The sequence below is a fragment of the Pseudarthrobacter quantipunctorum genome (genome assembly GCF_045291495.1).
GTDB lineage: Bacteria > Actinomycetota > Actinomycetes > Actinomycetales > Micrococcaceae > Arthrobacter > Arthrobacter quantipunctorum.
Map to the genome: position 1 here is coordinate 1,456,701 of NZ_CP148033.1, position 13,633 is coordinate 1,470,333.

The 13,633-nt window shown below is 66.5% G+C and carries 11 protein-coding genes; 10 read left to right on the forward strand and 1 reads right to left on the reverse strand.

Features of this window, described 5'->3' with window-relative positions:
* Positions 1–3: 3 nt before the first annotated feature.
* Positions 4–471, reverse strand: a complete 468-nt coding sequence (locus WHH00_RS06680; RefSeq protein WP_406637528.1) for a hypothetical protein — start codon at positions 469–471, stop codon at positions 4–6.
* A 179-nt stretch (positions 472–650) separates the two neighbouring features.
* Here WHH00_RS06680 and argS point away from each other — a divergent pair, with 179 nt between their 5' ends.
* The 10 genes from argS (at position 651) to WHH00_RS06730 (ending at position 13,613) form a co-directional block, all read left to right on the forward strand.
* On the forward strand, positions 651–2,315 hold the full coding sequence (gene argS, locus WHH00_RS06685) for an arginine--tRNA ligase (protein ID WP_406637530.1): 1,665 nt from the start codon (positions 651–653) through the stop codon (positions 2,313–2,315).
* 5 nt (positions 2,316–2,320) lie between these two features.
* A complete protein-coding gene (gene lysA, locus WHH00_RS06690; RefSeq protein ID WP_406637532.1) occupies positions 2,321–3,802 on the forward strand; it encodes a diaminopimelate decarboxylase in 1,482 nt (493 codons plus the stop codon).
* Complete coding sequence (locus tag WHH00_RS06695; protein WP_406637534.1) at positions 3,803–5,131, forward strand: homoserine dehydrogenase; 1,329 nt, start codon at positions 3,803–3,805, stop codon at positions 5,129–5,131.
* Positions 5,132–6,238, forward strand: a complete 1,107-nt coding sequence (gene thrC, locus WHH00_RS06700) for a threonine synthase (RefSeq protein WP_406637536.1) — start codon at positions 5,132–5,134, stop codon at positions 6,236–6,238. It abuts the gene before it with no gap.
* A gap of 2 nt (positions 6,239–6,240) precedes the next feature.
* Positions 6,241–7,215: a homoserine kinase gene (gene thrB / locus WHH00_RS06705; RefSeq protein WP_406637538.1), complete on the forward strand. Its 975-nt coding sequence runs from the start codon at positions 6,241–6,243 to the stop codon at positions 7,213–7,215.
* A 296-nt stretch (positions 7,216–7,511) separates the two neighbouring features.
* Positions 7,512–9,704: a transcription termination factor Rho gene (gene rho / locus WHH00_RS06710; RefSeq protein ID WP_406637540.1), complete on the forward strand. Its 2,193-nt coding sequence runs from the start codon at positions 7,512–7,514 to the stop codon at positions 9,702–9,704.
* A 229-nt stretch (positions 9,705–9,933) separates the two neighbouring features.
* Positions 9,934–11,007 carry a peptide chain release factor 1 gene (prfA, locus tag WHH00_RS06715; RefSeq protein WP_174179130.1) on the forward strand — a complete coding sequence of 358 codons (1,074 nt, stop codon included), beginning with the start codon at positions 9,934–9,936 and terminating at the stop codon, positions 11,005–11,007.
* Between the two features lie 21 nt (positions 11,008–11,028).
* The gene (gene prmC, locus WHH00_RS06720) at positions 11,029–11,901 is read left to right on the forward strand and encodes a peptide chain release factor N(5)-glutamine methyltransferase (RefSeq protein ID WP_400514204.1); all 873 of its coding nucleotides are present in this window, start codon (positions 11,029–11,031) and stop codon (positions 11,899–11,901) included.
* A gap of 12 nt (positions 11,902–11,913) precedes the next feature.
* Positions 11,914–12,840 carry an L-threonylcarbamoyladenylate synthase gene (locus WHH00_RS06725; protein ID WP_406637543.1) on the forward strand — a complete coding sequence of 309 codons (927 nt, stop codon included), beginning with the start codon at positions 11,914–11,916 and terminating at the stop codon, positions 12,838–12,840.
* Entirely contained in the window at positions 12,840–13,613 is a 774-nt protein-coding gene (locus WHH00_RS06730) for a WecB/TagA/CpsF family glycosyltransferase (protein ID WP_406637545.1), read from the forward strand. Before WHH00_RS06725 ends, WHH00_RS06730 begins: the two co-directional genes overlap by 1 nt.
* The last annotated feature ends 20 nt before the right edge of the window (positions 13,614–13,633 follow it).

A 13,633-nucleotide genomic window follows, 5' to 3' on the forward strand; every position in this document is an offset into this window, starting at 1 on the left:
GTCCTATCGCGCTTCCGACTTGATCTGCTCCACGGCCTGGTTGAAGCCGCCACTGGTGAGCGAGGAGCCGGCAACCTTGGAAACATTGAGCTGATCAATGCTCTTGCCCACCACCTGCCCCGCGATCCCACCGGCGAACTCGCCCTGGAACTTGCGGGTGTTCGGGTTGGAGGGGTGCTGCGTGATCTGCACGTCCGTGACGGTCCCGGATGCCAGGGTCAGTTCCACGCCCACAGTTTCGGTGCCGTTGGGTGAGACGTACGTCCCATCCGCGCTGTAGGTGCCGTCTTTGTAGTCTGCTCCGCTGCCGGCCGGGGTTGACGCGCCGGGCGCTGGAGTACTTCCGGTAGTGCTGCTTCCGGTGGCTGCGGGGGAGGAGTCCCCGGCAGAAGGGGCGCAGGCGGCCACCGTTCCGGCCAGGGACAGGCCGGCGATCCCGGCATAAACACTTTTACGGACTGCGGGTCTCATCGGGGTTCTCGTTTCGTCGGTGGACTCGGTGCGGAAATGCCAGGTGGTTACGTGTTGTCAACGCCGAACCCAGCGTATTGGTTCAACCTGTACCCGCATTCCCTGTTTCCTGTGGATCCCCGGTGCATCAAAAAGGCCTGAATTACTTGCTGTTACTGGGCCCCCGGTAGGCTAGAGGGGTGACTCCCGAAGAACTCTCCCTCGCCATATCCGCCTGCCTGAAGGAAGCCGTCGCCGCCGGCGACATCGCCCTTCCTGCATCAGCCGTGCCTGATGAGGTGCGCGTGGAGCGGCCAAAGAACAGGGACCACGGAGACTGGGCCACCAATATCGCCCTTCAGCTGGCCAAGCAGGCAGGCACCAACCCCCGGGAATTCGCCACGATCCTCAGCGCGCGGCTGAAATCCATCGACGGCGTTTCCGCGGTGGACATCGCCGGGCCGGGGTTCCTGAACATCACCGTGGACGCCGCCGCTGCCGGCGCCCTCGCCAAGGCGATTGTGGAAGCCGGAAAGCAGTACGGCACCAACTCGGCGCTCGCCGGCCACACGGTGAACATGGAATTCGTTTCCGCCAACCCCACCGGGCCCCTGCATATCGGGCACACCCGCTGGGCAGCCCTGGGGGATGCGATCGCCCGCGTCCTGCGCGCCTCCGGTGCCGAGGTCACCGCTGAGTACTACATCAACGACGCCGGCACCCAGATGAACGTGTTCGCCCACTCCGTTTACAACCGGCTCCACAGCCTGCCCGTGCCCGACGGCGGCTACCCCGGCCAATACATTGCCGACCTCGGCCATGAGGTCCTCACCGAGCACCCCGACATCCGCGAACTGACCGAAGTGGCTGCCCTGCCGGTCATCCGCGCCGCGGCCTACAAGGCGCAGATGAAGGACATCAAGGCCACCCTCGCGGACTTCGGCGTGGAGTTTGACGTCTTCTTCTCCGAGCAGGAACTGCACGACGCCGGTGCCATCGAAAGTGCCGTGGCGCGGCTGCGCGAGCAGGGCCACGTGTTCGACGACGGCGGTGCGGTCTGGCTGCGGACCACGGACTTTGGCGACGACAAGGACAGGGTGATGATCCGCGCCAACGGCGAACCCACCTACTTCGCCGCGGACGCCGCCTACTACCTGTCCAAGAAGGACCGGGGATTTACCGAGAAAATCTACCTGCTGGGTGCGGACCACCACGGGTACATCAACCGGCTCAAGGCCATTGCGGCCGCCGCCGGCGACGATCCCGAAGTCCATATCGAAGTGCTGATCGGCCAGCTTGTCTCTGTCAACGGGGCCAAGCTGTCCAAGCGCGCCGGCAACATCATCGAGCTCAAGGACCTGATCGACTGGCTCGGGAAGGACGCTGTCCGCTACTCCCTGGCCCGGTTCCCTGCGGATTCGCCGCTGACCCTCGACCCGGAGCTGCTGAAGAAGCACAGCAACGAAAACCCGGTGTTCTACGTCCAGTACGCCCACGCCCGCTCCCGGGGCGCCGCCCGGAACGCCGTGGCCGCCGGTGTGGAACGCCAGGTGGACGGCACGGACTCCTTTGACGCTTCACTGCTGGACCACGCCACGGAGAACGAGCTGCTCTCCTACCTGGGCAGCTACCCCTCGATCGTGGCCAAAGCCGCCGAACTGCGCGAGCCGCACCGGGTGGCCCGGCACCTTGAAGTCATTGCCGGTGCCTACCACCGCTGGTATGACGCCTGCCGTATTGCGCCCATGGGCGACGAAGCCGTGACCGACGTAAACCGCACGCGCCTGTGGCTTAATGACGCCACCAGCCAGGTGCTGGCCAATGGCCTGGACCTGCTGGGTGTTTCCGCGCCGGAACGGATGTGATCTCCATGTCACCGCAGCACGAAGATTCCCCGAGCCAGGCGTCCCCGCTGGCACCCGAATGGCTATCGGTCCCCGCCGACCTGAATGCCTTGGAGCCCAAGATGTGGGCACAGGACGCAGCCCGGAACGATTCAGGTCAACTCACCGTCGGCGGCATTCCGGTCAGCGAGCTCCAGCAGCAGTACGGAACCCCGCTGTTCGTCATGAGCGAGGATGATTTCCGCGCCCGGGCACGCGCCTTCAGCGACGCGTTCAACAATGCGTTTGCCGATATCTGCGGGGGTGTGGACGTCTACTATGCCGGCAAGTCGTTCCTGTGCACCGCCGTGGTGCGCTGGGTTGAAGAAGAAGGTCTCCGGCTGGATACAGCCTCCGGCGGGGAGCTGGCCGTGGCCGCAAAGGCCGGCATCCCCGGGGCTGACGTTGCCCTGCATGGCAACAACAAGTCCGACCGTGAGATCCACCGTGCCCTGGACATGAAGCTGGGCAGGATCGTGGTGGACAGCCTCGGCGAGCTGGTCCGGGTGGGAGACATCGCACAGCGCCGGGGCGAGCAGGCCAAGGTCATGCTGCGCCTGACGCCCGGCGTGCACGCCCACACCCACGAGTTCATCGCCACTGCCCACGAGGACCAGAAGTTCGGCCTTTCCATGGCCGCGGATACCACTGAACAGGCCGGCCTGTCGGCTGCCGAGGAGGCCGTCGCGGCTGCGTCGGCGCATCCGGGCATCGAACTGCTGGGGCTGCACTGCCACATCGGCTCCCAGATCTTCGAGCCGGACGGTTTTGCCCTGGCCGCCCAGAAGCTCCTCCGCTTCCTCGCCGCCATGCAGGAAAAGTACTCCATCGTCCTGCCGGAACTGGATCTTGGCGGCGGCTACGGCATTGCCTACACGCCGGTGGACACCCCCCGCCCCGCATCGGAAATTGCGGAGGCGATGGCCGCCGTCGTGCGTTCCACCTGCGCTGAACTGGGCATAGACTCTCCCCGCATCTCCATCGAACCCGGCCGCGCCATTGTGGGCAGCACCACCTTCACCCTGTATGAGGTGGGAACGCTCAAGACCGTCCGCGTGGATGCGCCCGCCGCGGACGCGAGTGACGCGGGCAACAACGTTACGTATCCGCGGCGCTATGTTTCGGTGGACGGCGGGATGAGCGACAACGCCCGCCCGGTGCTGTACGACGCGGATTACTCCGCAATCCTGGCGTCCCGCACGTCTGCCGCCGGCCCGCAGCTGTCCCGCGTGGTGGGCAAACATTGCGAGAGCGGCGACATAGTTGTTAGAGATGTATATCTGCCCGAGGACGTGGCAGCCGGTGATCTGCTTGCTGTACCGGGTACCGGCGCCTACTGCTGGGCCCTGTCAAGCAACTACAACTATCTGGCCCGGCCGGGCGTTGTCGCGGTGCGCGACGGATCTGCCCGGCTGATTGTCCGCGGGGAAACCGAAGAAGATCTGCTGAACCGCGACATGGGAGTCTGAATGACCGAATTGCGAACCCTGAAAGTAGCCCTGCTGGGCTGTGGCAACGTTGGGGCCCAGGTTGCGCGGATTCTCATCGAGGACGCCGACACCCTTGCCGCCCGCGCGGGAGCGAAGCTGCAGCTGAGCGGCATCGCCGTGCGCAATGTCCACGCCAAGCGCGACGTCGACCTTCCGCAGGACCTTTTCACCACCGACGCCGACACGCTGGTGAAGGACGCGGACCTGGTCATCGAGCTGATGGGCGGCATCGAACCCGCCCGCACCCTGATCCTTTCCGCACTCCGCAACGGTGCCTGCGTTGTCACGGGCAACAAGGCGCTTGTGGCGCAGGACGGCCCCACCCTCCACGAGGAGGCTGACAAGGCCGGCGTCCAGCTCTCCTACGAGGCCGCCGTCGCCGGTGCCATTCCCATCCTGCGGCCCATCCGCGACAGCCTCGCCGGCGACCGCATCACCCGCGTCCTGGGCATCGTCAACGGCACCACGAACTTCATCCTTGACCAGATGGACACCACCGGAGCCCAGTTCGCCGATGCCCTCGCCGAAGCGCAGCGCCTCGGCTACGCGGAGGCGGACCCCACTGCCGACGTCGAAGGCCACGATGCCGCCGCGAAGGCCGCCATCCTTGCCTCGCTCTCCTTCCACACCAGGTTTGCCCTGGAAAACGTCCACTGCGAGGGAATCACCTCCGTCACTGCGGCGGATATTGCCGCGGCCAAGGACGCGGGCTTTGTCATCAAGCTGCTGGCGATTGCTGAAAAGCTCAATGTTGCAGACACAGATACAGGCGGCGGCGAGGGCGTCTCCGTGCGCGTGCACCCCACGCTGCTTCCCCGCGAGCACCCGCTGGCCGCCGTCCACGGCGCCTTCAACGCAGTGTTCATCGAAGCCGAGAACGCCGGCGAACTGATGTTCTACGGCCAGGGAGCCGGCGGCACCCCCACGGCGTCCGCCGTCCTGGGCGATCTGGTCTCGGCCGCGCGCAGCCTGGTCCTCGGCGGCCCGGGCCGCACGGAAACCACCACCGGCCAGGTTGCGGCGCTGCCGATCGACGCGGCCGTCACCAGCTACTACATCGGGCTCGACGTCGCCGACCAGCCCGGCGTGCTGGCACGGATTGCCCAGCTCTTCGCTGAGCATGGCGTGTCCATCGAGATCATGCGGCAGACCATCCACCGTGATGCGGAGTCCAACGTGGAATCCGCCGAACTGCGGATCGTCACCCACCGCGCGTCAGAGGCTGCCCTTGCGGCCACCGTCCAGGCCGTGAAGGGCCTGGACGTCATCAACTCAGTTACATCCGTTCTGCGGGTAGAAGGAGTCTAAGTGGCTCACCAATGGCGCGGTGTCATCCGCGAATACGCTGACCGTCTGCCCGTGACGGAATCCACCAGGGTGATCACCCTGGGCGAGGGCGGCACGCCGCTGGTGCACGCGCAGAAGCTTTCGGAACTCACCGGTTCCGAGGTGTACCTGAAGGTGGAGGGCATGAACCCCACCGGTTCCTTCAAGGACCGCGGCATGACCATGGCCATGACGGCGGCCGTTGCCTCCGGCGCGAAAGCGGTAGTCTGTGCCTCCACGGGCAACACCTCCGCCTCCGCTGCTGCCTACGCCACTGCCGCCGGCCTGAAGTGCGCTGTCCTGGTGCCCGAAGGCAAGATTTCCATGGGCAAGCTCAGCCAGGCGATCGCCCACGGCGCCACGCTGCTCCAGGTGGACGGCAACTTCGACAACTGCCTGGACATCGCCCGGAAGCTGGGGGAGTCCTACCCGGTGTTCCTGGTGAACTCGGTGAACCCTGCCCGCATCCAGGGACAGAAGACCGGCGCCTTCGAAATCGTCGACGCCCTGGGCGACGCTCCGGACATCCACGTCCTGCCGGTGGGCAACGCCGGAAACATCACCGCGTACTGGAAGGGCTACAAGGAGTACTCCGCTCCGTTCGAGTCCGAGACGGCCGGCACCCTTCCCGCAGTCTCCACCCGGACCCCTGCGATGTGGGGCTTCCAGGCGGCAGGTGCGGCGCCGTTCGTCGCCGGCCACCCCATCACCGAGCCTGACACCATCGCTACGGCCATCCGCATTGGCAACCCCGCCTCCTGGGACGGTGCCATCGGCGCGCGGGACGAGTCCGGCGGGCTGATCGACTCCGTCACGGATGAGGAAATCCTGAGCGCCCACCGCTGGCTGTCCTCCCGCGAGGGCGTCTTCGTTGAGCCGGGCTCGGCTGCCGGAGTGGCAGGCCTCCTAAAGAAGCACGCCGCGGGGGAAGTCCCTGCCGGCAAGACCATCGTCATCACCGTCACGGGCCACGGACTCAAGGACCCCCAGTGGGCCCTGCGCACCGAGGACGGCAGCGACGTGCAGCCGGTCAAGGTACCCAACGACGTGGTCACGGTTGCTGCTGAACTGGGACTGGAAGAAAAATAGCCTTGGAAACCACTTCGCCGGCCGCCGTCGGACTGCACCCCATCGAGGCCGGCCAGATTGTCACCGTCCGGGTGCCGGCAACCACGGCCAACCTGGGCCCGGGCTATGACAGCCTGGGCTTGGCCCTGGCACTGCACGACACCCTGACAGTGGAAAGCCTGGAAACGGACGAGCTGCTGTTCGAGCTTCGCGGCGAAGGCGCGGAAACCCTGCCCCGGGATGCAAGCCACCTGGTGGTCAGGGCCATGGAAGCGGCGTTCGAAAGGCTCGGTTTCCGCCACGGCGGCCTGAAGGTGACCGCCGACAACATCAACCCGCACGGCCGCGGCCTCGGCTCGTCCGCCTCCGCCGTAGTGGCGGCAGTATCGGCGGCCAATGCCATGGTGCCGGAGGCGCACCGACGGGGCCGGGACTGGATCCTGCAGCTGACCAGTGAAATCGAAGGCCACCCTGACAACGTGGCACCCGCCATTTTCGGCGGACTGGCGCTGTCCTGGCAGGACAGTGACCAGTACAGCAGCACCAGCGCCACGGTGGTTGATTCGGTCATCCCGGTCGTGGCGGTCCCGGACTTCGAACTGTCCACGGAGGCGGCACGCGCCCTCTTGCCGGCATCGGTGGGCCACCACGCCGCTGCCATGAACGCGGGCCGCGCAGCCCTCCTGATCCACGCACTGACGCAAAAGCCCGAGTTCCTGCTGGCCGGCACCGAGGACTATCTGCACCAGAGCTACCGGGCCGAGGCAATGCGGCCCAGCGCGGCCCTTATCGGTGCGCTGCGCGCCGCGGGCCACGCCGCCGTCGTCTCGGGTGCCGGGCCCACGGTGCTGGTCCTTGCCAACGGTGAGGCCGAAGCCGCCGCCGCTGTGGCTTTCATCGGGGAGTTCAACGCGGCCAACACGCCGGATATCTCCTGGCGGGTGCTGAAGCTGGCAGTGGACGTCGAAGGTGCTAAGGTGGACTTGCACCGGCGGTAATTCCGCCTATCTGATCTGCTATTGCACTTAGTTGCCGCCTGGTCTCTTACTGCGCAATCTATTCCGGTGCCGCCTGCTAGGTCTGTCGCAGGAATCTGCAGCACTTAAACTGCCCCTGAAGCGTCAGTCCGGCGTCCCGTCATGGGCGGAGCGCAAGGTGAATCAGTATCCGGCCCTGCTGGCCGAAATCCAACCGGCAAGGCCGAACAATCCGGCTGCAGATCTGAACTGCAGCCCAGATCAAATCATCGCGCCCAGCTCCCAGTCTGGACGCCGTCGAGGGGGAAGGATCCTTCGTGACCGAAACCACTGAGCTGTCGCCAGCTGTGGAACTATCATCTTCTGCTGCCGAATCACCGGCAGCACCCGCCAAGAGCAGCGGCCTTGCCGGCCTCAAGCTCGCCCAGCTGCAGGCACTGGCCAGCCAGCTCGGCATTTCAGGCGGTTCCCGGATGCGCAAGGGGGACCTGGTTTCGGCCATCTCCGCCCACCGCGCCGGCACCCCCCTGACCAAGGCTCCCGCCAGGGCAACCGAAAAGGCCGTCGAAGCCCCGGCCGTCTCCACCGCGGTGACCTCCCCGGCCGCCGCCGAGGCAACGGAAGCTCCTGCTGAAGGAACCCGGGCGCGCCGCGGCCGCAGCCGCCGCGCCGTCAGCGACGGAGTTGTGGCCCCTGCCGCTGCCGAGCCGGCCGCTGCCGAAACCAGCAGCGCCGCTTCGGTTGAGGCACCCGCCGCCGAGGCAGCCGAAGCACCCGAAGGCGCCACCGAGCGCCGCCAGCCGCGCACCCGCAACCGCCGCCGCGGTGAAGCAGCCGCTGCGCCGCAGGCTGCCGAAGCCGCCGAGGCTCCCGCTGAGCAGGCCGACGCCGACCAGCGCGTGTCAGAACAGCGCACGTCAGAACAGCGCTCGTCAGAACAGCGCACCGAAGCCCCCGCCGAAGCCGGCGAGGCAGGCCAGCGCACCGACCGCCGCGAAGCCGGCCGCACCCGTGGCCGCGACAACAGCGGACGCGACAACGCCGGCCGTGACAACGCTTCCCGCGACAGTGCAGACGGCGGCCGGGACAACACCGGCAGCCGCGAGGCAGGCCAGCGCGATGGCGCCCGCCGCGATGACAACCGCGACACCCGCGACGGCGATGACTCCGACGGCGGCAGCCGGCGCAACCGGCGCAACCGCCGCGACCGGAACGACCGCAATGACCGTTCCGGCGGCCAGGACCGGGACAACAACTCCCGGAACGACCGCTTCCGCGACCGCAATGACCGCCGCCGCGGCCGTTCCCAGGGGCCGGACGTCGACGACGTCGAGGTTACCGAGGACGATGTCCTGCTGCCCGTAGCCGGCATCCTCGACGTCCTGGAGAACTACGCGTTCATCCGCACCTCCGGCTACCTGCCGGGCCCCAACGACGTCTACGTTTCCCTGGCCCAGGTCAAGAAGTACAACCTGCGCAAGGGCGACGCCGTCGTCGGCGCCATCCGTGCACCCCGCGAAGGCGAAGACCGCAGCCAGCAGTCCGCCCGCCAGAAGTTCAACGCCCTGGTCCGCGTCACCTCGGTGAACGGCAAGACCGCCGAAGAGCTCAAGGACCGCGTCGAGTTCGCCAAGCTGGTTCCGCTCTACCCGTCCGAGCGCCTGCGGCTGGAAACCGATCCCAAGAAGATCGGCCCCCGCGTCATCGACCTCGTGGCTCCCATCGGCAAGGGCCAGCGCGGCCTGATCGTTTCGCCCCCGAAGGCCGGCAAGACGCTCATCCTGCAGTCCATCGCCAACGCGATCACCACCAACAACCCTGAGGTCCACCTCATGATGGTGCTGGTTGACGAACGCCCCGAAGAAGTCACGGACATGCAGCGCACCGTCAAGGGCGAGGTCATTGCCTCCACCTTCGACCGTCCTGCCGATGACCACACCACCGTGGCCGAACTTTCCATCGAACGCGCCAAGCGCCTCGTGGAAATGGGCATGGACGTGGTGGTCCTGCTGGACTCCATGACCCGCCTGGGCCGCGCCTACAACCTGGCAGCGCCGGCCTCCGGCCGCATCCTGTCCGGTGGCGTGGACTCCGCGGCGCTGTACCCGCCGAAGCGCTTCTTCGGTGCAGCCCGCAACATCGAAAACGGCGGCTCGCTCACCATCCTGGCCACCGCGCTCGTGGAGACCGGTTCCAAGATGGACGAGGTCATCTTCGAGGAGTTCAAGGGCACCGGCAACATGGAGCTCCGCCTGTCCCGCCAGCTGGCAGACAAGCGCATCTTCCCGGCCGTGGACGTCAACGCGTCCGGCACCCGCCGCGAGGAGAACCTGCTCTCGCCCGAGGAAGTCAAGATCATGTGGAAGCTGCGCCGCGTCCTCTCCGGACTCGAGACCCAGCAGAGCCTCGAACTCCTGACCAACAAGATCCGGGAAACCCAGAGCAACGTCGAGTTCCTCATGCAGGTCCAGAAGACGACGCTTGGCGCGAAGTCGGATAACGACAAATAAGGCTCCGGTGAGCGGCTGATCTGCTGCCCCGGTGCTGACGCCGCACGGATTTTCCGCCCCCGCCCCTACGCTGGGAGGCTTTCGATCTTCGATCGTCAGCCTCCCAGCTCCGGCAGGCCCGATGCCACTCCCGGGGCGGAAAAATCCGTGCGGCTTCGTCGTTAAGCCACCAGCCGCGGTTCCGTCTTTGTTTGTTACTAGACTTGTACAAGTCGAAAGAGGTTTATAGATGTTTGAGTCCGTACAGGGCCTGCTTGATGAGCATGATGCTATCCAGGCGCAGTTGGGGGATCCTGCTGTTTATGCTGACCAGCGGCTTGCCCGGAAACTGGGGCGGCGTTCGGCTCAGCTCAATGGCATTGTTGAGGCCTACCACAAGTGGGAAGGCCTCCGGGATGACCTTGCCGCTGCCAAGGAGATGGCCTCGGAGGATCCGGAGTTCGCGGCTGAGGTCCCTGAGCTGGAAGCCGCCCTTGAGGTGGCTGCTGCGAAACTGCGCCGCCTTCTCATCCCGCGCGATCCTGACGATGCCCGTAACGTGATCCTTGAGGTCAAGGGCGGTGAAGGCGGCGACGAGGCCGCCCTGTTTGCCGGTGACCTGCTGCGTATGTACACGCGGTACGCGGAGTCCCGGGGCTGGAAGACCGAGATCATTTCCGCCACCGAATCCGACCTCGGCGGCTACAAGGACGTCCAGGTTGCCGTCAAGGGGAGCTCGAACGATCCTGCAGAGGGCGTCTACGCGCGCCTCAAGTTCGAAGGCGGCGTGCACCGGGTCCAGCGCGTTCCCGTCACGGAATCGCAGGGCCGTATCCACACCTCCGCTGCCGGCGTCCTTGTCCTCCCCGAAGTGGATGAACCCGAAGAGCTGGAAATCAACCAGAACGACCTCAAGATCGACGTCTACCGGTCTTCCGGTCCCGGCGGCCAGTCCGTTAACACCACTGACTCCGCTGTGCGCATCACGCACCTTCCCACGGGCATCGTGGTGGCCATGCAGAACGAAAAATCCCAGCTCCAGAACCGTGAAGCGGGCATGCGCGTGCTCCGGGCTCGCATCCTGGCGCACCAGCAGGAGCAGATCGACGCCGAGAACTCGGCCCAGCGGAAATCCCAGATCCGCACCATGGACCGTTCGGAGCGCATCCGGACCTACAACTATCCGGAGAACCGCATCGCGGACCACCGCACCGGGTACAAGGCGTACAACCTGGACCAGGTCATGAACGGCGACCTCGAGCCCGTCATCCAGTCCGCCATCGAGATGGACGAACAGGCGCGCCTGGACGCCATCGGCGACTAGTCCTTTCGGCACACAGCAGACATGACACTCGAGCCAGGCCAGTCGCTCGCGGACGCCGTCAGCGCGGCAACGGACATACTCCGTGACGCCGGCGTCCCCAGTCCGCGGGTGGACGCGGAGCTGCTGGCGGACCACCTGCTGAATGTGGGGCTCGGCCGGCTGCGTGCCATGATGCTGGGGGATGCACCGGCGCCGGAAGGCTATGCGGCGCTGGTGGCGGAGCGCGCCAGCCGCGTACCGCTGCAGCACATCACGGGGGTCGCGTATTTCCGCTACCTCGAACTGGCCGTTGGCCCCGGCGTTTTCGTGCCCCGCCCCGAGACCGAATCGGTGGTGCAGCTGGTCATCGACCACGTCCGGGGGATGGCCCACCCAAGGATCGTCGACCTCGGGACGGGCTCCGGCGCCATCGCAGGCTCCATCGCCCACGAAGTGCCGGGCGCGGAGGTGCACGCCGTCGAGTTCAGTCCCTTCGCCCATGCCTGGGCAGCAAAAAACCTGGGCCCGCTGGGTGTCCGGCTTGTCCTGGGGGACCTGCGGAACGCGCTGCCCGAGCTGAACGGGACTTTCGACGTCGTGGTGTCCAACCCGCCGTACATCCCCGCCGAAGCCGTCCCCAACGAGCCGGAAGTGGCCCTCCATGATCCGCCTGAGGCGCTGTACGGCGGGGGAGCGGACGGCATGGAACTTCCGACGGCGGCCGCTGCCTCCGCCGCCCGCCTCCTGCGCCCGGGCGGCTACTTTGTGATGGAGCATGCAGAAGTCCAGGCGGGATGGATTTCCGACCATTTGGCGGGTTCAGGAAACTGGACCGGAATCAGGACGCACCTGGACCTCAACGGCAAGGAGCGCGCCACCAGCGCCCTGCTCGCGGATCCGGACCACAGCGAATGAAAGAATAGGCGAGTGACCACTACCTACAACTGCACCAGTGACGACGAGCGCGCCAAGGGACTCGAGCACGCCCAGCGTGCCATCAGCGAAAAGAAGTGCGTGGTCTTCCCCACGGACACGGTCTACGGGATTGCCGCCGACGCCTTCTCGCCCCAGGCCGTGACAATGCTCCTGGTGTCCAAGGGACGCAGCCGCACCATGCCGCCGCCCGTGCTGATCCCGCGGATCAATGCCCTGGACGGCCTCGCCACGGAAGTGTCGGCCGACGCCCGCAAACTGGCGGAGGCTTTCTGGCCCGGTGGCCTAACCCTCATCCTGCACGCGCAGCCTTCCCTGGACTGGGACCTTGGCGAGACCAAAGGCACGGTGGCACTCCGCATGCCGGACGATGAGATCGCCCAGGAGCTCCTGACTTTGACCGGCCCCCTGGCTGTTTCCTCGGCCAACCGCACCGGCCATGCCCCCGGACAGACGGCTGCAGCCGCGCGCGAACAGCTGGCTGACTCCGTGGAGGTCTACCTTGAAGGCGGCTTCCGGCCGGTCGAAGGAGAAGCAGCGGTACCGTCCACGATTGTCGATGCCACGGGTCCGCGCCTGCGCGTGGTCCGCAACGGTGCGGTGACCCTGGACCAGCTTCGTGAACACGTACCCGGGGTCCTGGGCCTCGGAGAGATCCCCATGGCTGAAGAGGAACCGGTGGAAGCAACGGAAGAACCTGCACCCGCCAACGAGTCTCCGGCCGTTGTGCCTCCTGCTGTTGAATCTCCTGCTGCTGAGTCTGTCTCGGACGGGATTGCAGGAGTCCCGGCTGACGCTGCTGACGAGTCCGCAGCTGAACCGGTTCAGCCGGCGGCATCCGGTTCCTCCGCGGTTGACCCAGCAGCGGCCAAACCTTCGTCTGCTGCTGCCCCGGCGCCGGTTCGGAACCCTGAACCGTGATGGCTCTGGACCGCCAGCGGATTCCGGTCCTGGAGGTTGATGCGACACCGCTCCGGGTTCCCGAGCTGATGGCGGAACTCAGCCGCTTCGTCGCGGAAGGCTCCACGCGCACGGTGCTGGGGCACAACCTGCACAGCGTGACGCTGACGCTCTCGGATGAAGGCTTCCGGAACCTCTACCAGCGCAGCGACGTCGTTTTGCTGGACGGTGCACCCGTGCTCTGGCTGTGGGGGAGGACCGGCAAAGCCGAAGGGCCGGTCATGGACTACCGGCTGGGCACCACAGACTGGCTTCCGGCGCTGGGCCAGGTTCACGGTCTGGAGCGGATTGCAGTGATCGGCGCCGGCGCCGAGGCAAATGCTGCGGCCGTTAAGCAACTGGAGTCGATTGTCCCCGGGGCCCGGGTGGCGGGACTGCCCGGTGAGGGCTGGAACGGGGACCTGGAAGACCAGGCTGTTGCGTGGCTGCACGCGCAGCAGCCGCAGCTTGTCCTGCTGGGCCTGGGCATGCCCCTGCAGGAGGAAGTCCTGCAACGGCGCCTGGGCGACATGCCGCCTGCCATCTATTGCGCCGTGGGGGGAGCAATCGAACAGCTGGCCGGCTTCCAGAAACTTGCACCGCGCTGGCTGGGCCGGATGGGGCTGGAATGGGCCTGGCGGCTGCTGCTGCATCCCCGACGTGTTGCCTACCGCGTGCTCGGAGAGCCCTGGGTCCTGCTGTGGCTCCTGGGAAACCGGCACTTGAAGCGGCAGATCCCCAGGTCCGGCAGGTAAAAGCCGTTTGACCGGAGGTG